Source organism: Marinilactibacillus piezotolerans (genome assembly GCF_900169305.1).
Lineage (GTDB): Bacteria > Bacillota > Bacilli > Lactobacillales > Carnobacteriaceae_A > Marinilactibacillus > Marinilactibacillus piezotolerans_A.
The window spans coordinates 330,602-351,382 of the sequence record NZ_FWDP01000003.1 but is presented as its reverse complement, the minus strand read 5'-3'; the positions used below and the strand labels follow the sequence as shown (position 1 = coordinate 351,382).

General features: G+C 39.4%; 23 protein-coding genes and 1 pseudogene. 7 read left to right on the top strand and 17 right to left on the bottom strand.

Annotation, left to right across the window (positions count from 1 at the left end):
* Nucleotides 1-63 precede the first annotated feature (63 nt).
* Nucleotides 64-504 carry a YaiI/YqxD family protein gene (locus tag B6F02_RS03490; protein ID WP_080146015.1) on the top strand — a complete coding sequence of 147 codons (441 nt, stop codon included), beginning with the start codon at nt 64-66 and terminating at the stop codon, nt 502-504.
* Nucleotides 505-547: 43 nt separating this feature from the next.
* Here B6F02_RS03490 and B6F02_RS03485 read toward each other — a convergent pair whose 3' ends face one another.
* Nucleotides 548-841, bottom strand: coding sequence for a rhodanese-like domain-containing protein (locus B6F02_RS03485; protein WP_080146014.1), 294 nt, complete (start codon nt 839-841; stop codon nt 548-550).
* Between the two features lie 155 nt (nt 842-996).
* Here B6F02_RS03485 and B6F02_RS03480 point away from each other — a divergent pair, with 155 nt between their 5' ends.
* On the top strand, nt 997-1,941 hold the full coding sequence (locus B6F02_RS03480) for an alpha/beta hydrolase (protein ID WP_080146013.1): 945 nt from the start codon (nt 997-999) through the stop codon (nt 1,939-1,941).
* Between the two features lie 78 nt (nt 1,942-2,019).
* Here B6F02_RS03480 and B6F02_RS03475 read toward each other — a convergent pair whose 3' ends face one another.
* The 11 genes and pseudogenes from B6F02_RS03475 to B6F02_RS11000 all read right to left on the bottom strand — a co-directional run bounded on the left by B6F02_RS03475 (nt 2,020) and on the right by B6F02_RS11000 (nt 11,528).
* Nucleotides 2,020-3,015 carry an ion channel gene (locus tag B6F02_RS03475; protein ID WP_080146012.1) on the bottom strand — a complete coding sequence of 332 codons (996 nt, stop codon included), beginning with the start codon at nt 3,013-3,015 and terminating at the stop codon, nt 2,020-2,022.
* Between the two features lie 74 nt (nt 3,016-3,089).
* On the bottom strand, nt 3,090-3,524 hold the full coding sequence (locus B6F02_RS11065; protein WP_256864643.1) for a GGDEF domain-containing protein: 435 nt from the start codon (nt 3,522-3,524) through the stop codon (nt 3,090-3,092).
* A gap of 78 nt (nt 3,525-3,602) precedes the next feature.
* Nucleotides 3,603-3,788, bottom strand: a complete 186-nt coding sequence (locus tag B6F02_RS11060) for a hypothetical protein (protein ID WP_218672160.1) — start codon at nt 3,786-3,788, stop codon at nt 3,603-3,605.
* Between the two features lie 9 nt (nt 3,789-3,797).
* Nucleotides 3,798-4,642 (bottom strand): annotated as a pseudogene (locus B6F02_RS11110) (histidine kinase N-terminal 7TM domain-containing protein).
* Nucleotides 4,643-4,828: 186 nt separating this feature from the next.
* Complete coding sequence (locus B6F02_RS03465; protein WP_080146011.1) at nt 4,829-5,725, bottom strand: glycine betaine ABC transporter substrate-binding protein; 897 nt, start codon at nt 5,723-5,725, stop codon at nt 4,829-4,831.
* Nucleotides 5,726-5,896: 171 nt separating this feature from the next.
* Nucleotides 5,897-6,799 (bottom strand): glycine betaine ABC transporter substrate-binding protein, encoded by a 903-nt coding sequence (locus B6F02_RS03460; RefSeq protein ID WP_080146010.1) that lies wholly within the window; start codon nt 6,797-6,799, stop codon nt 5,897-5,899.
* Nucleotides 6,800-7,532: 733 nt separating this feature from the next.
* Nucleotides 7,533-8,432 (bottom strand): glycine betaine ABC transporter substrate-binding protein, encoded by a 900-nt coding sequence (locus tag B6F02_RS03455; RefSeq protein WP_080146009.1) that lies wholly within the window; start codon nt 8,430-8,432, stop codon nt 7,533-7,535.
* A 404-nt stretch (nt 8,433-8,836) separates the two neighbouring features.
* Complete coding sequence (locus B6F02_RS03450) at nt 8,837-9,055, bottom strand: helix-turn-helix domain-containing protein (protein ID WP_080146008.1); 219 nt, start codon at nt 9,053-9,055, stop codon at nt 8,837-8,839.
* Nucleotides 9,056-9,160: 105 nt separating this feature from the next.
* Nucleotides 9,161-10,102, bottom strand: a complete 942-nt coding sequence (locus B6F02_RS03445; RefSeq protein ID WP_080146007.1) for an NmrA family NAD(P)-binding protein — start codon at nt 10,100-10,102, stop codon at nt 9,161-9,163.
* Nucleotides 10,103-10,214: 112 nt separating this feature from the next.
* Nucleotides 10,215-11,117: a LysR family transcriptional regulator gene (locus tag B6F02_RS03440; RefSeq protein WP_080146006.1), complete on the bottom strand. Its 903-nt coding sequence runs from the start codon at nt 11,115-11,117 to the stop codon at nt 10,215-10,217.
* Between the two features lie 234 nt (nt 11,118-11,351).
* On the bottom strand, nt 11,352-11,528 hold the full coding sequence (locus tag B6F02_RS11000; protein ID WP_179128516.1) for a hypothetical protein: 177 nt from the start codon (nt 11,526-11,528) through the stop codon (nt 11,352-11,354).
* 131 nt (nt 11,529-11,659) lie between these two features.
* Between B6F02_RS11000 and B6F02_RS03435 the strand changes: the two genes are divergently transcribed.
* Nucleotides 11,660-12,154: a kinase gene (locus B6F02_RS03435; protein ID WP_080146005.1), complete on the top strand. Its 495-nt coding sequence runs from the start codon at nt 11,660-11,662 to the stop codon at nt 12,152-12,154.
* Nucleotides 12,155-12,192: 38 nt separating this feature from the next.
* Here B6F02_RS03435 and B6F02_RS03430 read toward each other — a convergent pair whose 3' ends face one another.
* The 4 genes from B6F02_RS03430 to B6F02_RS03415 are packed head-to-tail and all read right to left on the bottom strand — an operon-like array spanning nt 12,193 to nt 16,718.
* Complete coding sequence (locus tag B6F02_RS03430) at nt 12,193-13,653, bottom strand: M20 family peptidase (RefSeq protein WP_080146004.1); 1,461 nt, start codon at nt 13,651-13,653, stop codon at nt 12,193-12,195.
* A gap of 42 nt (nt 13,654-13,695) precedes the next feature.
* A complete protein-coding gene (locus B6F02_RS03425; protein WP_080146003.1) occupies nt 13,696-14,364 on the bottom strand; it encodes a DUF6320 domain-containing protein in 669 nt (222 codons plus the stop codon).
* On the bottom strand, nt 14,361-15,758 hold the full coding sequence (locus B6F02_RS03420) for a hypothetical protein (protein WP_080146002.1): 1,398 nt from the start codon (nt 15,756-15,758) through the stop codon (nt 14,361-14,363). Before B6F02_RS03420 ends, B6F02_RS03425 begins: the two co-directional genes overlap by 4 nt.
* Before the next feature lie 36 nt (nt 15,759-15,794).
* Complete coding sequence (locus tag B6F02_RS03415; protein WP_080146001.1) at nt 15,795-16,718, bottom strand: alpha/beta hydrolase; 924 nt, start codon at nt 16,716-16,718, stop codon at nt 15,795-15,797.
* Nucleotides 16,719-16,888: 170 nt separating this feature from the next.
* On the opposite strand from B6F02_RS03415, the gene B6F02_RS03410 reads away from it, so the two are divergent.
* From B6F02_RS03410 to B6F02_RS03400, 3 genes are all read left to right on the top strand, one after another.
* Nucleotides 16,889-17,317, top strand: a complete 429-nt coding sequence (locus tag B6F02_RS03410; protein ID WP_080146000.1) for a VOC family protein — start codon at nt 16,889-16,891, stop codon at nt 17,315-17,317.
* A 15-nt stretch (nt 17,318-17,332) separates the two neighbouring features.
* Entirely contained in the window at nt 17,333-17,824 is a 492-nt protein-coding gene (locus B6F02_RS03405) for a cupin domain-containing protein (protein WP_080145999.1), read from the top strand.
* 158 nt (nt 17,825-17,982) lie between these two features.
* A complete protein-coding gene (locus B6F02_RS03400) occupies nt 17,983-18,582 on the top strand; it encodes an acetate uptake transporter (protein ID WP_080145998.1) in 600 nt (199 codons plus the stop codon).
* A gap of 89 nt (nt 18,583-18,671) precedes the next feature.
* On the opposite strand, the gene B6F02_RS03395 is transcribed toward B6F02_RS03400, so the two are convergent.
* The gene (locus B6F02_RS03395) at nt 18,672-19,862 is read right to left on the bottom strand and encodes an NAD(P)-dependent oxidoreductase (protein ID WP_080145997.1); all 1,191 of its coding nucleotides are present in this window, start codon (nt 19,860-19,862) and stop codon (nt 18,672-18,674) included.
* A 112-nt stretch (nt 19,863-19,974) separates the two neighbouring features.
* On the opposite strand from B6F02_RS03395, the gene B6F02_RS03390 reads away from it, so the two are divergent.
* Complete coding sequence (locus tag B6F02_RS03390) at nt 19,975-20,595, top strand: DapH/DapD/GlmU-related protein (protein ID WP_080145996.1); 621 nt, start codon at nt 19,975-19,977, stop codon at nt 20,593-20,595.
* Nucleotides 20,596-20,781 lie beyond the last annotated feature (186 nt).

Below are 20,781 nucleotides of genomic sequence, written 5' to 3'. Positions count from 1 at the left end.
TACGGTTACTCATTATCTTATTTCAGCTGGTTAAGCTGAAGTACCAAGAAAGGATTAAAAACTATGCAGATCCTCATTGACGCCGATGCAAGTCCAGTAAAAGATATTGTCATTGAAGAAGCAGATGGAAAAGATCTACCGGTTGTTTTAGTCTCCAGTATCGCTCATTTTTCACTGCAGGATTATCCCGATTTTGTCCAGACGGTTTACGTTGAGCAGGGTGCAGACGCTGCTGATTTTAAAATCGTGCAGCTGGCAAAGCCCGGAGATCTCATCATTACTCAAGATTATGGTCTAGCTTCTCTTCTCTTACCAAAAGGGTGCACGGTTATCCATCACAAAGGATTTAGGTATTCCTCAGATAATATTGACCAGCTGCTGCAGACTAGACATCTCAGTGCCATGGCTCGTAAAAGCGGTCAGCGGACAAAAGGTCCTAAAGCTTTTACCGATGAAGACAGAGAAGTTTTTCGTTCTCTGCTTCAAGAACTTTTACCTCACTAATAAATAAAGGATCGGAAGCTAAGTTGTCTTCCAATCCTTCTTGTTAATCTGCTGATTGTTTTTCCTGAAACGCCAGCATGCCGCCTTCTACGTTGGTTACATTTGCTTGTTGAGCCAAGCGTTCACAGGCATTCGCTGACCGTCTGCCAGAGCGGCAAATGACATAGTATTCTTGATCAGCGCCAAATTCTTCTAAGCGATTTTCAAGTTCTGATAAGGGAACGTTTTTTGCACCTTCTATATGTCCTTCTGTGAATTCATCTTCTTCTCTCACATCAATGACCTGTACCGTTTTATGATTTGGATAAAACTCTTCCATACTGATTGTCTTAACCATTATTATCCTTCTTTCCTTTTTTATTAATTTCTCTATCTATTGTATCTTGTTCAAGGGAAATTGCCCAAGTATACATTTCGGTGATTTTCTTTACAGCTTTTTCAAGTTTATATGTTAGGATAAGTATGAAAAGATCAAAAGTAGGAGTCGACAGAATGAAAAAGAAGATTGCATATTCACTAATAGGCGGACTAGGCGCTGTTGTTGGAGCTTTGACCGTTGCAGGTCATTATTTTTATAAAACGGCCGTTTCCAATAACGATAAAGACTTTCTGGAAGTTGTCAATTACGAAGAAATTACCCCAGATGATCCTTGGGCTGCAGAAAAACGGTGGTACAATCAAGCTGAGCGTGAAGCGACAGAAATTATTTCTGAAGACGGCTTACGGATCGCCGGTATTTATATTCCAGCATCGACCCCTTCTAAAAAAATTGCGCTGATTGCACACGGATATAATGGCAGTTCCAGGGATATGGCGCCTTTTGCAGAACTATTCAACCAATTGGGGTACAATATTCTAGTTGCAGACGCCAGAGGACACGGAACCAGCGATGGAAATTATATTGGATTCGGCTGGCACGAACGCCATGATTACCTTAAATGGATTGATCAGATGATCAACAGACATGGAGAAGACTGTGAAATTGTCTTATTTGGTATCAGCATGGGTGGCGCTACAGTCTTGAATGTCAGTGGAGAACAGCTGCCTGCTCAAGTTAAAGCGATCGTAGAAGACTGCGGATTCAGCTCAGTTGAAGCAGAAATTACTCATCAGCTAAAAGCGATGTACAAGCTTCCTAAATTTCCGCTTGTTCAAATCACCAGCTTGATCACAAAGTTGAAAGCCGGTTATTGGTTTGAAGAAGCTAGTCCATTGGAACAAGTCAGAAAGAATCAGATACCCACGTTATTTATCCACGGAGGTGCAGATGACTTTGTGCCCACAAGTATGGTTTATGACTTATATGAAGCGAACGCTTCTCCTAAGGAACTTTACGTGGTTCCAGAAGCTAAACATGCCTATGCTTACGTCATGGATAAAGAAACGTATCGACACAAAGTATCGACTTTCTTGAACCAATATATATCTTCTGAATAACTCATAATTGTAACGAAAAAGGCAACGACTTCTCACTTTATGGAAGTATCGTTGCCTTTTTTATATTTTTCGTGACCGTTATCTTCTTGGCCAGTTCTGGTGATCAATTTGTACAGCGCCCAGCAGTTTCCTCCTGCGATCGCTATGTTCTTGAAAAATAATCTCCAGCTCGTGGTCCAATACTAACGGCATTTCTTCTTTATCTGAAATAGAAAACTCCGGTATCGGCGGTACTTCATCTGCCGGGTTCACAAAAGCTTCCGTCAAGGTATCCATGTAGGTTCCGATGCTCGACTTCGTACTTTTGATCAATAGATCATTCGCCAGGTTTTCCTCTTTTAGACCATATAACAATATAATCAGAGTGTCTTCTAATGTCGCAATTGCTACTGAAGCTGATTCATCAGCTTTTCTACTATGGTAAAAGTGCAGCAGCGGATAAGCATGATGCTGCTGTGTCAAGGCGCTGATTTTAGCTGACACATCTACTAACACTAAGTCGATATTATGAAAGTCACGACCATTCCATGTATTTTCCACGATTTCCACGCAGTTTTTCCCCAAACTCGAAATACTAGTTGCAAGTGATCGCTTCTGAACAACCGAATCAATTACAGAAATAATGTAAGACGCACACAGCGTTAAAAAAAGAATACCGATAGCTGAATTCAGCGTCGTAACAATTTGCCAGAACCCGGCTTTGGGAGAATAATCCCCTACTCCTAAAGTAAAAAGCGTGAATCCTGTGTAGTAAAGCTGTTCGTACCATCTGATCGGAGAATCCGGTGAGGAAGTATTGGTAATAGAGGTCGGGTCTCCAGAGAAGAAAATAGCAAACCCTAACCAAATCAAGACTGACCAGCTGATCAGTGTCATCGTCAGTGTAACTGGACCAATAAAATCAAAATATTCAGGATTCTTCTGTCCCAGTTTATTGAAAAACTTCCAAATTGTATTTGCCAACCCCTTCGACAAAGGACCCGCTCCGCCGTCTACCCAGAGGGTTGTCCAAATCAAATCTACAATGGTAAATATAATAATTACAAATCCTATAATATAAAGCAGCCAATTCATTTTTACTCATCCTTTCTCTTAAAACCTTCCTTTCCATCATAGATGGATTATGAAAAATTTCCAAACAAGATGAATTAGTTTAGTTCACTTTCCTCACGATAAATGCATACTCGATTTCTTCCCGAAGCTTTTGCTTGGTATAAAGCTTTGTCTGCTTTGTTCAGTAGTTTCGAGACAGTTTCACCCACTTGTCTGGTTGCTTCTGCGATTCCCAGAATTAAGGTAACGCTGACTTCACCTTCTACTGTGAGAAGAGGTGTTTTTCCTACATAGCTGCGAATCCTATTCGCTATTTCTTCGGCGTTTTGGTGAGTACAGTTTTTGATGGATATGACAAATTCTTCTCCGCCATATCTGGCGAACAATTCTCCCTGCGTTAAATGCTGCTGACATAATTCAACCACATGTTCCAAAAACCGATCCCCTATGTGATGTCCATAATGATCATTGACCTTTTTAAAATAATCAACATTCATTATCAGCACTGATCTAGGATGAGACTCTTTTATGGATTCCTAATAATCAGCTTCACACTGCTGTAAAAATGCTCTGCGATTATAAATTTGAGTCACCTCATCATAGTAATCCTAATGTTCCAACAATTGATGCAGTCGTTTGATCTCCGTTATCTCAGTGAACAAAACCAGATAAGCTTTTGTCTTTTGTAATGGATTCAAGGTAGACATCAGAACTTGAAAAATTCTGTCTTCATCCGATTGCAATGTAACTTCTGATGTTCCTGTCTGAATTGCAAAGGGTGTAGAAAAGGTCATTTCCCAAATCTACTGTACTGCCGTTCCCAAATGGGCACGATGCCATTGCGGAAAATACATTTTGCATGCCTCATTAATTTCTACTAGTCTCAGCGACTCATCTAATACCCTAACAGCATCATCAATGCTATTGAAAATGACGTCTTTGGCAATCGGCATAATACTGAATAGTCTTGATGAACTGATTGCCCACCAGTACAAAACGGAAGAAAGCCACAACACCATCGGAACAAAGTCTACCCCTTCAGGGGTCACTCCGATCAAATAGATAAAAGCCGTTAACATAGGAACGAACTGTCCAAACATCAGCGCAAAAATCTGTGGACGATATTGTTCTGATATCTCTTTATACTTAGAAGGCAGCAAAATAAACGGTACAAACATACAAGAAAAGGTGACAATCCCTGCACTAAGTACCAGACACCGATTTCTTGATAGAGAAAAGGTGCACCTAAGTCAGGATCGATAGTAAATACTCTGTAGTATAAATGATGGAAATCGTTTGTCGCAACAAGCACGACCGTAATGATTGGAATCACCAACAATCCTGCAATAAAAGTCTTTTTTATCTCTATTCCCAGATAACGCATGATAAACAGTAATCCCAGAGGAGAAGTAAACGGCAACCCTAAGTAAATGACTACTGTCCACCATTTCAGTTCTTGCAGATCTGTTGCCAGCATGCTGAATGCTGTACCGAAGCAATAGAGGGCTATTGAACATACATAAGCTAAAAAATATGTAGAAACACTTTTATACAACTTTCTTTTTTGATAAACATAAATAAAAAGATAAACATTCAAGACTCCAGAGACAACTGTAATAGAAATTGTCGGTAATAATTGTGCACGCATAGTTTTACCTCGTACAGATTTTTATTTTTACTATAGCTTAACAATTTGTATTTTTTTCTCAATGCATTAAGAACATTCTATGACATATTTGACAAAAAAATAGTGAGAGAGGCGTTACATAAATATCCTCTCTCACTATTATTCTATTTAAAAGATCTTTTTTGTTCTTTCAGCTAATCAATGATACTACTCCATCGCTGGCAGATCTTCAATAGAATCAATGTCCATATAAGTCGGTACCGCAATTCCGCTGCGAGCACCTTCTAGGTTCACACCCAAATCTACGATATCTTCTTTATACTCTTCATAAAAGGCTCCATGAGAACCCGGCAGCCAAGGTGCTAGACTAATGTCTCCTTCTCCTGTAGCAATCGCTTGAAACATAACAGAAGGATCTACACTGGTGATTTTAGTATTGTATCCCTGATTATCTAAAATCTGTTTCATCACATTTGCAGAAGAGCGTTCCGTATCCCATGGTGTAGAGACTAACGTAATCGCCTCGCCGTTCCCCTGTTCCGTACCTTCAGTCCATTCAGCTACTTTGTTCTGATTTTCATCAATCCAGTTTTGCGCTGCTTCTTCAAAAGGGATATCTCTAGCTTCCAACATAACACTTTGCATATCTTCAACGGTCCAGTTAAAGCGATCAGCAATCGTATAAGCACCCGAAAGCTCTTCTTTCAAGCCTTTTCTTGCAATGGTGTAAATACTTTCTTCCTTACCAAATGTCAGCTCAGGATCTTCCAAAAATTTAATATCATACTCTTCAAACTTCCAATGAGGCGCCCATGCTGTTATCACGATCGGTTCTTCATTTTGAATAGCTTGATCCAGTTCAGTAAGCATCCCTGCTGCAGAACTTTCTAACAATGTCCAACCTTCTAAATTATCATAAGTTTCGATAGTATCTTTAGCCATTTGCGTCAATCCAGCACCAGGTTCTGTACCGGTAATCGTATAATTCAGCTGCTCTCCTAAATTACCCTCTCCCGAGTCCGCTTCCGCGCCTTCATCACTGCAACCTGCTAAGACCATTGCAACAGTTCCCGCCATTAAAATTCCAGACATTCTTTTATTCATATTATTTATATCCCCCTGATTTTTCCTCTGTCATTTTCTTAAAAATCAAATTTTCAATAAAAAACTGTGAAGGTTCTCTTTGTAAGCAAGAACTCTTCACAGCTATTTAATTTACCGTTAAGCATCAGGTATATCTATTCGCTAAGAATATTGTACCCTTATCTTATATTTTTACTCAGCTGCTGGCAGATCTTCAATTGACTCAACGTCCATATATTCTGGTACAACTAATGCATTCATCGTTCCTTCAGCATTTGGACCTAAGTCTACAATCGATTCTCCATATTCATCCATAAATGCTCCATGTGTATTTGGCAACCATGGCGCAACACTCGCATCTGCTTCACCGTTTCCAACTGCCTGGAATAAGATAGATGGATCAACATCCGTAATCGTTACATCATATCCAATTTGTTCTAGTGCCAAACTGATGACATTAGCAGAAGCACGTTCAGAATCCCAAGGAACAGAGATAATATCAATTGATACATCATCAACTGGTTCTACCCCTTCAAGCCAGCTGTCCACTTGGTCTTGATTTTCTTCTACCCAGTTAGCAGCAGCTTCTTCCATGTCAATATCTTGACCTTCTTCAATGACGACTTGCATTTCTTCTACTGACCAGTTAAATGCATCTAAAACAGCATTCGCTTCAGGCATGTCTTGCTCTAGTCCTTCACGAGTGATCGTATGGATATCGTCTCCTTCTCCAAAAGAAAGCTCCGGATCTTCTAACATTTTTAAGTCGTATCTTTCAAACATCCAGTGAGGCGTCCATCCAGTCACAATAATCGGTTCTTCATTCTGAATCGCTTGTTCTAATTCTGTCATCATACCTGCTGTAGAACTAGTCTCTAATTCCCATCCCGCAAGATTTTCATAGTCTTCTAACATATTCGTTGCTTGTCCAGTAATTCCAGCACCAGGTTCGATACCCGTAATCGTATACTCTACTGCTTCGCCAATGTTTGTTTCACCATTTGCTCCTTCGTTGGCAGTGTCATCGCTGCATCCCGCTAAAATCATTGCTGCTGATCCTGCCATTACTAGTCCTGTTGTTTTAAACTTCTTCATACTTTTATTTTTCCTCCTATTATTCTGAGCTGCTTACAAAGTATCTTGGGATATAAGCCGGTAATGATTTGCTTTCGAATGTTCACTTTCTATAATCTGTGTTTTTAACTTTAATCCGTCTATTCAGTGGTATATTTATCTAACGATTAAAATCAATCGCAATCATTATTCCTGTGTATTTATATCTCACGTTTACTGATTACATTTATAAATTTCCATCAGACCTAGAGCAAATCATTCTTAGTCTCCTATTGATACATGTGCATATCTCTGCATATTCCATTTTAAAAACGCATAAATTCAATTGCTTAAAAAATAAAGATCTAATTTATCGGTTTTGAAAGATTATTTTCTTTACGCAATGATTACATATATACATTTTTTATGAATAGCAGACCCACATATTAGGTTAACATAACCTCGAAATGGTTTCAAAGCTGATCCTCTTGAAATCGATATTTTCTCCTTATCAGCATGTTATAACTTGTTATTTTCGAAATTTTTAAAAACACATTTCGAACTCATTCTATTATATTGGTATACATATTTATTATGTTATAGATATTGTTTGTTACTGCTATTAAACCCTATGACCTTCTAGAGTTAAATACGAACATTATAAATTTATAAACAGTTCTCAATTAAAATTTTGCATCAAAAAAACAGCGAAGAACAATCTCTCTAGGAGAAACATTCTTCGCCATTGCATAAAAATTAGAATTTAATTAGAATTTTAATTTTCTGTATTTGGTGCCGGTTCTAAGTCAGCAATCGAGTCAATTTCTTCTATATAAGAAGGGACAACTAATCCTGTAACGGCTCCTTCTAGATTGACTCCTAGATTAACGAGCTGATCGCCAAATTCATCAACAAAATATCCATGGGTGACTGGCAACCAAGGAGCAACCGATCCGTCTGCTTCTCCGGCAGCTAACGCTTGATACATGATTGCCGGGTCAACTGTCGTCACATTCACATCATACCCTACTTGTTCTAGCGCAGTTCTGACAATCTCTGCAGATACACGTTCTGTATCGTAAGGCGTTGTAATCAATTCAAAGCTTTCATCATCGACCGGTTCTACACCTTCAGTCCATACATCCACTTGATCCTGATTACTGTCTATCCACTCTTGTACAGCTTCATCAATCGGTGTCGTTTGTATATCATTTACAATCGCCTGCATATCATCTATTTCCCAAGCAAAACGATCGAGAACTGTGTATGCACTGGGCTTATCTTCTTCTAGTCCCTGGCGGGCAAAAGAGTAAATATCATCGCCTTCACCAAAGGCATTTTGCGGGTCTTCTAAAATCTTCAAGTCATAGCGCTCAAAAATCCAGTTTGGTGTCCACCCTGTAATAATGATTGGCTCTTCTTGCTTGATGGCTTGATCCAACTCAGTCGTCATCCCAGCCGTTGAACTTTCCAGCAAAGTCCACCCTTCAAGATTCTCATAAGTCTCCAAGGCTTGTCTGGATTGCTCTGTGACCCCCGCTCCAGGTTCAATTCCTGTAATCGTGTAATTAACTTTTTGTCCAAAACTTGCATCCTCCGGCAACTCGTTTTCGCAGCCTGTTAACAATGCGACAATTGAACTGATTATAACGATTCCTGCTAATTTATGTTTCATTATTTTCCCTCCTGATTGTCCGAGATCCTCAAACTCTATTTACAGAATCTATAAACATTTATCTATTGAATCAGAGTTGGATAAATTCCTGACTAAGCAAGAATTTTTTATAGCAGATAAATTAAGCTCATTTAGGTGACACAAGTCTGCATTTTGGACTCATTTCAAATCTTAATGAAAAAGCGAAGTCAAATAGTTCCCTTAACAATACAGATGTATATAAATACAATAGAGCATCAAAACTATTTGTTGTCGAAAGTTCAACATAAAACCGACTTCTTGAAATAACAAGTTATACTATATAGATTTTCGATAACATTTCCGTTACTTAATGGTAACATACCGCGGTTTTTCGTTCAAAAAAATGCCCCCAAAAGTAGTCAGCTAGGGGGCATTTTCTTTAACTATTCTGATCCTTCATCGGGAACAAATTCTAATATATCTCCCGGCTGACATTCCAGCACCGTACAAAGCGCATTTAGTGTTGAAAATCTTACGGCACTGACTTTTCCCGTTTTGATTTTTGATAGATTAACGTTTGCGATGCCGACTCTTTCAGATAGTTCTTTTAGCGAAATTTTACGATCGGCCATAACCCGATCCAGTCTTAAGACAATGGCCATTTTCTTTCCTCCAACATTTTTTAAAGAAGGTTAACTAATGAAAAAACACTTTGCACAAAAGCCAATCTCTTTGTGCAAAGTGTTAGATTTTTAAAAATGAGTTAGTTAGTCATCTGTAGAATTTCTGCGACCTACTTGGTATTCGTCTGCATGTGCAAACATGTGCGCAACGGTTCTTGGTTTTTCACCAACTAGTTTTTCAAAATCATCTGTGAAAGTAGACAGTTTGCCTTCGCGAATCGCTTGGCCGAAAGTAACCATACCTTCACTTGAATATGGAGCTGGAGAATCGTCTTGGAAGTCGCCATCTGTTGTACGCGGAACACCTAATGCGTCAAAGACTTCGTAATTTTCTTCGTCTGTTGTTGCTTTATAAGTAACCTTTCGTCCAGTCTGCTCATTTCCGATTGCAACAAATTCGCTCATCGTCATAGATTCTGGACCATTGATATTTAAGATTGTATTTTTCAGTTCATCGTTGACTAGTGCATGCATAGCTGCTTTTGCGCAATCTCTTCTTGAGATAAACGGCATTTGGCCATCGCCGGCATTGTTCGCTAGCACTCCGTCGCTATCAGCAGAGGTAAAGTAAATCGTAATCATTGCTTCTGCATACTGTGAATTTCTTAAAAAGACATAATCTAGTCCAGATTGCTCGATATACTGTTCTGTTACAGCATGATCGACTTTTTCTACACTTGGGTTTTCAGGATCTTGAGCATTGACTAATGATGTATATAGGATTCTGCTGACGCCGGCTTTTTTTGCTGCATCTACAGCATTTTTATGTGCTTGTTGTCTTTTCTTTCCGACAAACGGTGCTGAAATAATCAGTAATGCGTCTCCGCCTTTAAAAGCTTCTTCCAGTGTTTCAGGGTGATTGAAGTTTGCTACGCGTGTGTCGAAACCTTCTGCTTTGAATTTCTCCAATCCAGCTTCAAACGGACAAGTAAAAATCAAGTTTTCCTTATCTGTTAAACTAGTAATATGTTCTGCAACATATCCTCCGAAGTTTCCATCTACACCTGTTACAATATATTTTGTCATACTGATCGGCTCCCTTTAGATTAGTTTGTGATTGTTTTATCAATATTACAAACTCAGTATACCACTTTCAATATGTAATAAAAGAGAGTAAATTCTAATACTCTCTTTTAGTTCAGCTAATAGTGTCCAGTGTCGCAAAGTAGTCTTTACATAATTCAATAAATCCTTTCACATCTTCTCTGAGGTTCCGTCTTCTTCTCCCTATAGCAAATGTAGCATGATGGTGAGAATCTACGATATCCAGTACATGCACTTTATCCGTCTCTTGGATGACTTCTTTGCTGATCCAGGCAACCCCTCGATTCAGTCGTACATTTAAGACCATTTCTTCCAAATTGTCAACATACTTCACAATGTTTGGTGTAAACCCATCCTCTTTGAATGAGCGCATAAAGTCTGCGTAAAAGTTCGGGCCCGCTTCTTTTGACAACGAAATAACCTTTTCTCCCTGCAGTTCTTTTGAAACGACGCTTTGTTTATGAGCAAGCGGGTGATTCGGCGAGCAGATTACACAAACTTTATGATCTATGAGCGGTGTTGCTGCAAGGGTAGAATGCACAGACAAATCATTCAATATCCCAAATGCTACATCCAACTCACCAGATAGCAATCGCTCAGCTCCTGAAGAAAAAGTACATTTACTGATTTTGATCACTTTTCGAGGGTACATTTCTTCATACAAAGAAATGATGCTTGGTAAATGTTTGGATTCCAAAGGTCCGGTAATTCCGATATGCAAGACAGCTTCTTCTGCATGAGAAACTTTGTACATCTCATTTAAGATTTCTACCTCTTTATACAAAACCTCTTTACAGAAGGCGTAATACTGTTCTCCTGCTTGTGTCAGTTTCGGTTTATAGAAAGTTCGATCAAACAAAGGGATCGACAGATCATTCTCTAAAGAAGCAACCTGTTGGCTGATAGCGGATTGAGTAATATAATGAGCTTTACCGGCTGCAGAAAATGAACCTTCTTCTACAACGGCCAAAAAATATAAAATTCTTTTATCTAACATCCTCTAACCTACCTTACTATTTTTTCACCAGTATGTAGATAGTGTCGCTTGGCACAGCATCCACTCTGTAGATTTTTCCATTCAGCTGATCAATCTTCTAATTAATCTTTCCCTTTTTTTCACTATGGTTTATTGATCTTATTATATATAAGTTTACTTTAAATAGTTACAAAATGAAATGCCAAAAAAGATTTTATCTTTGTTACGATAAAATCTTTTTTGGCATTATGCTATTTAACGAATTTCATTTGATAACCGCTTGAGCAATCCTCCATAATCCACTTTTTGAAAGTCTGTAACATCTATCTCGTACAGCTTCCCTAAACTGAATTGATTATATCCTCTCGCTTCTATTACCTCTTTAAATTCAGACTTTGAAATTAACTGATCTGCTTTTGATCGGTCTTCCAATTGATCCCCATAATGATAGTGTGTCTGGATAATTCGAATACTTCCTCTAGCAAATTCATTTAGCTCTATACAAAAGCTACCGTTACTGAGAAAATAGCATAAAAGGATTTATAGTAATTAGGAGGGTCAACATGGCACAGCTCATCATTTTAAGAGGAAATTCAGGGAGCGGGAAGACATCAACGGCTAAGGCGCTGCAAGAGAGGCTGGGACGGAATACATTGCTGATTTCTCAAGATGTGATCAGAAGGGAGATCATGCGTACACCTGATGGTCCGGAAACCTTGATTATTCCAATGATCATAGAGATGGTTCGCTACGGTCGAACGGTTTGTCCCTATATTATTGTAGAAGGTATTTTCAAACGCGAGTGGTATGCTGACATGTTTGAGCAAGTGATGCAACTATGTGAATCGCCTGTTTTGACCTATTACTTTGATATTCCTTTCGAAGAAACGGTGCGTCGTCATCAGCTTCGAGATAAGGTCAATGAGTTTGGTGAAGAGGCAATGCGGCGCTGGTGGAATGAGAAAGATTATATCCCATTATTGAATGAAAAGACGCTGACTGCAGAAGATGAGTTAAATTCTATTCTTGAAACCATCGTTCGAGACTTAAAAGAGTAAAATAAAAAAAGGCTGAGAAATCTCAGCACTTTGATTATTTATAAACGATTCATTAATTCCAGATAGAAGTAAACGACATTATGGTAATTTTCTACGCTGATTTGTTCATTTGTCCCATGTATGCGATTCAGATCTTTTGATGTGATATGAGCTGGCAGGAACCTGAAAGTGTAATCAGCGATTTGATCATAGTAACGCGCATCAGAACCTGCAAACATCAGATACGGGGTCACGATCGTTTCTGGATAGATATTTTTAGTTGCTTGTTGGATTGCTTCGAACTGCCACCCCGTTACGTCGGAGACCTTGGTTGCTTCACTGCCGGATATCGTGACTTGAATCTCTTCATCCTGAATTGTTTCTTCAATGAACTGTCGGACATATTCAAGTGAATCTCCTGGCATCAAACGTAAATTGATTGTCGCAGTAGCCGATTCTGGTAATACATTGATTTTTTCACCGGATAGAAACACAGTTGGCGCAATTGTAGTTCTAAGTAATGCTGCCATTGTTGGATTCTTGACTAATGTCTTTTCTAAAATCGGTTTAAACAGTTTTTGATTAGCCACAATGTACTTCATGATCCCTGTCATTTCAGGAGCTGCATATTCTAGTAATGATGTCGTCGGCTCTTGCAGACGTGCAGGAAACTGTCTTTTCTCTAGTGCAGCGATTGCTTTGCTGATTCTGCCAATGTTCGTCTGATTTTTCGGTTGCGATGCGTGCCCGCCGCTGCCTTCAAGCGATAATTCAACTGTTGCAATCCCTTTTTCAGATACTCCGATCACGCCTACTGGTTTATCTACTCCCGGCAGCATTCCATCGATGATCGCGCCACCTTCATCCAAGACAAAGTCAAACTGAATATTTCTTTTCTTTAGAATTTCTACAATAGATTTAGCGCCTAATTCTCCACCAATCTCTTCATCGAATCCAAACATAAGATAAAGGTCTCTAGTTGGTTGGAATCCTTTCTTCAACAGCGCTTCTGCTGCTTCCAGAATACCAATCACACCGATCTTATCATCCAGCGTTCCTCTTCCCCAGATAATATTTTCATGGACTGCACCGCTGAATGGATCTTTCGTCCAATTTTTAATGGTTTCCTCAGGTACCGGCACCACATCATAATGACTGATCAAGCCAATCGGCAGTGATTTGGAATCTGTTCCTTTCCATTTATAAACCAGCGCGTACTCATTGATTTTTTCTAATGAAAGGTTTTTGTGTACGTGTGGATAGGCTCTTTCTAAAAACCCTAGAAATCGATCAAACTCATGATATTGAATCTGTTCTTTCTGTTCATAGGAGACGGTTTTGATTTTCAAGGCTTCAGAAAAATGATCCAACCCTTTCTCTTCGTCCCAGTCTACTGTTTGTCTTGCTTGTGGCTTTGGCTGCTTTGACTTTAATTTTCCTGCTTTAAACAGGGTAGTTCCAAGAAAACTACTCACGGCAACCACACCCGCAATGCCTAATACGTTCATTATTTTATTCATCTCAAGACTCCCTTTATTTTTAAATGCTTTATTTTAAAATCATTATACATCTGATATTTTTCTCAACGCTCCCATAATCTTTTTTCCATGTAATAGGACTACAGACCAGAACATAATTGTACTTGTCGCAAAAGAGATCCAACTAGGTAAAGCAATCGTCGTCCAGTCGAGTAATAGAAAAATCAATGGAATAAATCCTAATAAGGCAGCAGCCTGCAGGTATAGTACATAGTCTTCTGCATCTAAACGAACGACTTGGATCGCTAGAAACATCGCAATCAGTGCCGAAGTACAAATGATGGGAATAGAATAGGTGATAGACCAGGCCGACCATCCATTCGAATAATCAAAGTACAAACTGATTCCAGACAAAAACAAAATGAGGTAGACGATTCCTTTTGTTATATTCCGTCTTTTACGGATGATGATCAATACGACCATCCACATACTCATAATGCCAAACAGAATATAATCCAGTCCAAATATCTGAAAGGACCAGAACCATTGAACAATAAAGTACAGTACAATAATCAAAACAGAGACCAGCGAAAGTAATGTCGTCACTCTTTCTCTATTAAACCGTAAGGGGACGACCGGAAAAGGACTCTGTTCAGTTTCCGCTTTTTCGGGTTCAGCTAAAACCGTCTGGCAAAGAGGACAATCAATCCAGTCGCCTTTGATTTTTGCCTGACACTTTCTGCACTGCTTCATTCTGTCCACCCCTCTAGCTCTTCTTTGGTCACTCTATTTGTTCCAACTACGACGTCTATAGACTGCTCTGTCAGTAATTCTATAAATCTTCTTTGAATAACTGTTTCTACAAAAGGCGTTGTAAAGCTCAGCGTCAAAGAATTTTCATGACTGATCATACAGAACTGCGGACGTATAGCAGATGTATGAAAATAGACTCCTTGGATATAAGGCTTTACTTCATTCGGAAAACTCGCTTTCCCTAAATTCGACATAGCCACCGTTACATTTCGATTGTTAGATAGATTGATTAGTTTTAAAATTAAATCTTTCAAAGGCCGAAACGTTACTCTAATAAAAGGATTCAACTCAAATGATATAAATCGATTGACCTTTTCTTCCAGGTATTCTGGATTTGTCTGCTCTTTTAATTGATTTGATAAATCTTTACAGATTTCTAAAAGATCTGGTTCTGCTCCCTCATTAAACGTTATTGCCAGATGTGTCGTCGTAAAAAAGTTCCGAGCAGACTGAGAAGGGAAAAACTGTCTGAGATTGACCGGAACCGAAATCGTAATCGTCGTTTGAGAAGAACTTTTTTCCTTTGTTTGATAGACAGCTAGAATATATAGAGCAATCAGATAAACCGTCAGAGATACTTGATGCAATTTTGCCAGACTCAGCACTTTTTTCAATGTCAGCTCCAGCTCGATTACTCGCATTCGGTTATCTGGGGTTCGATTCCCTCTGATACGATATACATGCGGCTTTTCATCTGTTTTCAGTTCACGTGTTCTCTCATTTTCTGATGCTTCCTGTATATTGACTTCTATGCTGCTGTCCTTTTCTCTATCTAAGTAAATTTTTTCCAGTGCTGACAGTGCCGCTTTAGCAAAGTTTTTCTGACGACTTTTTCTGAAATAGCGTGCGAAACTATCTTCGGACTGATCAGCACCTCTTTTTTGTTCTGACTCTTTTTCAGTCGTTTCGGGTTCAAGGTACTGCAGCGCGATATATTCTGAAATCAGGTCTTCAAAAAACCAGAGCGCTCCAGTTCCATCAGATAAGGCATGAAAAACTTCCAAGTGGACCCGATTCTCATGATACAAAACTCTGAAAAGCAATTCTTTCCGGTCAAAATGATAAATTGGTGAACAAGGTGGCCCGGTTTCCGGTCTGACTACTGGGCGCAGATCACTTTCCTCTAGATAATACCAGAACAAGCCTCTTCTGAGCACGCTGTGATAAAGGGCATACTGATCATAAACCAGATTCAAAGCACGCTGGAGAATCCTTGGATTAACGTTCTGATCCAGCTCGGCACTTAACCGGAAGACCTTTGTATCGATAGCGTTTTTCGCTGCAAGGAAGATGTTTGAAGCATTGTCGAGTCTGATCCATTTTTTTCTCTCCATCTACTTCACCCCTCTTTCTCTTTTCATCTATTCTTATTATGTCCGCGTTAAAAAATCATCTATGATTCGGTAAGCTTCATCCAGTGGTGTCGCAAATTTCGGGTACGTAATAAAGCCGTGTACGGCGTTATTGATTCGATGCAAGCGAACTTTATTGCCTGCTTTGAACAAAGCGCTGGCGTAAGCTTCTCCTTCATCTCTAAGGGGATCGAATTCCGCTGTGATGACCAGTGTTTCTGGCTGATTGCTTAAATCCTCTGCCATCAGAGGTGCTACATTCGCTTTTTTTCTTTCTGCTTCATCTGGCACGTAAAGTTCCATATAACTTTGAATCTTAGCAATCGTTAATCCATAGTCATATCCATTCTCTCGAATAGAGGCAAATGGCGACTCTTCAGAATGATCCCAATAAGTTACAGGATATAGTAAAACTTGTTTATAAGGCACGGTCAATCCTTTATCTCTTAATAAAAGAGATACTGCGGCTGCCAGATTCCCTCCTGCAGAATCGCCCATAATGATCCATTTCGAAAGATTATTCGGATCGATAAACTGCAGCCTTTCCAGCAATCCCTCAGCTGCACGGAAACAGTCATTCAGCCCTGCAGGATAAGGATGCTCCGGCGCTAATCGGTAGTCAATTGAATAAACTTCCCGACCAAGAGCATCTGCCAGATTCATGCAAGCTTTTGTATAAGAATCGATATCTCCAATGACCCAGCCACCGCCATGAATATATAGAATCGGTTCACTATGCAGCAGCTTTTTCGGCTGAAATATCCTTACGTCGATTTCATGTGATCCATCTTCTGAACAAATCTGATCATCCAGAACGCGATAAGAATTTCTTGGTGTACCGTAAAAGAAGCGTTGAAATTTTCTGATTCCCTGATAGTCTTCTTGAATATCGATTCTAGGAGACGACATCAGTTTGAGTATAAGCTTGAAAAATGGATTCATTATCTGGCCTCTTTGTTTTAAACTTTTCTCTAGTTTAGCATGAAAACAACCCTGTTACATGCTATTTTAAAACCTTAGCATCTTTCAATCATAAATTTTAACTCAACAGAAGTTGGCGAAGACAAATTCGTAAATTATGATATTGCTAAATATCTTTTTAGGAGGCTGCTATGTTTAAAATAGCCAGTATCTTTATTCCTGTTACGGATCTTGAGCAATCAGCTGATTGGTACAAAACTGTCCTGGGCGCGAAAAAAATTGGAAGCTGGGAAACGGGTATTGGTATGTATTTGGAATCAGGAACCACACAATTGACTTTGATCAAAACAGATTCCTCACAGACTACAGAGTTTCAGACGCAGGTCCCTCAGAGAAATGTTTATTACAACTTTGTAGTTGAAAATATCGAAGCTGCTCATCAGCATTTTGTACGTCATAATGTCAGTGTCACTGCAATCGAAAACTTCAACGGGATAAAATCTTTCAACTTTTTTGATTTAGAGAATCATTTATTCAGCGTTGTGGATGAAGATGTGGATTCTCCTTTCTATTCTGGAAGAATAACTGACTTGCAAAAAAAGCGTTCAGACTTGTTCTAAGGAGGAACAGAGATTATGAAAACAGCAAGACAATGGATCACTGAACTGAACTTGCAGCCTCATCCGGAAGGCGGCTTTTTTGTTCAGACGGATGTCAGTTCTCAGACTTATTCAAAAACCGAAAAAGACTTTCCACTTTATACCAATATTTATTTTTTATTGACTGAGGACAGTCCTTCCCATTTTCATCAACTGACTTCTGATGAACTATGGTTTTTCCATGATGGAAATCCGCTGACGGTCCACTCTCTTCACGGTGATGGTTCTTATAGCCAAACAAAATTAGGGTTGTCCAGAGTAAACGAAGAACAGCTGCATCACAACGTACCTGCTGGAACAATTTTCGGCTCTACTGTTGAAGAAGGCTATGCGTTAGTCAGTTGTACCGTTATACCAGGTTTTGATTTCTCAGATTTCAAGCTTTTTACTCAAGCAGAATTATTAGAAACCTACTCAGATCACCACAAAATCATTTCTAAATTAGCCTATGAAACACTTTCCGAATAATGCTTCGTTATTTTTTGAAAATAATTCAATGAAAGCTTATTGCTTTAACAGAAATTGTCTTTTTTTCTTCTCATTTTTTGATTGAATTGCCTTTGCTCTGCTGTATAATTGGAATCGCGTGTGCAAACATGACAATGATGAATAAAAGGAGAGCAAAAATGAGCAATCATAATTTAGACGGGAAGACAGTCATGATCAATCAATTAACTGCCAACCCTGCACCACTTGGTTTATTAGGGTTTGGGATGACGACAGTATTGTTGAATATCCATAACGCTGGATTTTTCCCAATTAATCCAATGATCATTGCAATGGGTATTTTCTACGGGGGTATTGCACAAGTTATTGCCGGTGTATTGGAATGGAAGAAAAATAATACGTTTGGTACAACTGCGTTCACATCATATGGATTGTTTTGGCTATCATTTGCAGCATTGAATTTATTACCGATGATGGGATTAGGCGAACCAACTTCTCCAGAAGCCATGGCAGCTTACTTGTTTATGTGGGGACTATTCACACTGGTCTTATTTATTGGAACATTTAGAATCAACCGTGCGCTTCAAGTCGTATTCGGTACATTAGCATTGTTATTCTTCTTGTTAGCTCTTGGAGACTTTACTGGATCAGAAATGATTATCACCATTGCAGGTTATGAAGGTATCTTCTGCGGATTCTCAGCGATCTACGCTGGACTTGCACAAGTCATCAACGAATTATACGGAAAATCCTTAATGCCGATTGGCGAAGTAAAATAGAATAAAGCAAAAAATACAAAACAGCAGCTTCGTCCAGTATAAAAAAGGGACCGACTTTCACATAGAAAGTCAGTCCCTTTTTGCATTAACTATGATGTTCTTGTTTTCTTAGCTCTCTTTCTTTTTTTATAATGCGGCCTTTTCAAGATACGTACTCGCTTAACTGTGGTCATTTTTCTAATTTCTTCAACGGCCGCCTCTATCTTGTCTATCGACTCTTCCAAATCAATCAGCATATAGGCAAATTCATTTTTACGATTGCTGGTCATATCTCCCATTTTCAAATCATAGTAATGAAGTACCTTCATAATGTCTGTGAAAGCATCCAACGTTTCCTCGTAGAATACGGTCATTCGGTACGGAGAATGAAACAGCTGTCTAGCAGGAGGGAAATTAACGGAGTCTCTAACCGTTCCGTATAGCAAGAAATCACTTAGTGCTTTTCTCGCCAGCCTTTCTCCGCCTTCCAAAGCTTCCTGAGTATTTCCGCCAATATGCGGCAGCATCATGACTTTTTCATGGCCCAAATAAGATTCTTCCGGGAAATCTGTGTAATACCCGTCAATAATTTCCTCATTTAAAGCAGCGAGCATACCTGTTGTATCTACAATAGGGCCTCTTCCAAAGTTGAACAGGTACGCCCCTTTTTTGACTTGGCGCAACCGGTCTTCTGAAAGCAGTCCTTTTGTTTCTTCTGTCAGCGGCAGAGCGATCACGATGAAATGAGATTGACGCAGCAGTTCATCCAGATCTACTTGTTCAACATAATCCAAGTCTAGATCTCTTCTGGCATAGCCCAAGACTTCCATCCCAAGATCATAGCAGCTTCTGGCAATCTGGGTTCCGATCGACCCTAATCCGATGACACCCAGGATTTTTCCTTGCAGCTCTCTTCCAATAAACTCATCTCGTCTTGCTTCTGCCTGAGCCAGAATATCTGGACCATTTAATGTCTGGACCATTTCAGCAGCTGGCATAATCGGTCGGACCGCTGAAAAAAGCGAGCTTAGGACAGCTTCTTTTACTGCATTGGCATTGACGCCAGGTGTGTTCAGTACCGCTACCCCCTGCTCTGTAGAGGACTGTACATTGATCGTGTTAACACCTACACCAGACCTTGAAATCACCAGCAGATCCTCCGTGATCAGTTCATCGGGCACTACAGAACTTCTTACCATAATGCCGTGCGGTCTGTCTGTCTCTCGTACAAAGGCTTTTGCATGTTTCAATCTGGAAAGCTGCTTTTTAGAAAAAGAATCGATCACTTTGATGTCGTACACTTTATCGCCTCCTATATAATGTAACGGTAATTTTGATTCCCGTTATTTTGCACTTTACATTTCATTCTATCATTGGTTACACTAAAGTAAAAGTTTTGAGAGGGTGTTTAGAATGCATATTGAAACGATAAAATTATATCCTGATCGTCCCGTGATCGGAAAGCAAAGCCAGATCAAAGATACGACTTTTGGAGAATATGTTGAGATCGGTGAACAAAACAGCATTGATAACTCAGCGATCGGCGGATACAGCTATACAGGAAGCTACTGCTATGTACAGAATTCCGTGATCGGCCGCTTTGCAAGTATCGCTGATATGGTGCGTATTGGACCCACCAATCACCCGTATGAACGCCCTTCTCAGCATCTCTTCGCCTATAATGGTGACGGCTACGGATTCCCCAACAAAGATACCCAGTTCCTAGAAAGGAGACGGCAGAAAGTCACAACTGTCGGCAACGATGTCTGGATCGGACATGGCGTGACCATTCAAGCCGGTGTAACAGTAGGAGATGGCGCCGTCATTGGTGCAGGTGCTGTTGTGACTAAAGATATTCCCCCTTATACGATTGTTGGCGGTATTCCGGCAAAACCTCTCAAAGAACGCTTCCCGAAAGATATCCAGGAAAAACTGTTAACTATCAAATGGTGGGACTGGAGCCGCGAAGAGTTGGAAGAACGCTATGAGGATCTCAAACTGCCGATTGAAGACTTTGTTGAGAAATATTATTAAGTCAAAATCACTCTTTTCCCATCTGTACAGGGAAAAGAGTGATTTTATTTGAGTATTAATTTTACACTTTTTTCCTAGATGTAAAACTGATGCTTTTTAATTTGCCAAAAAGAATTTTGTTTGATGAAACGAAGGCTAGAATGAACGTTAGAATTTTAAAAATAATATACCTTGATACAAAAAGCC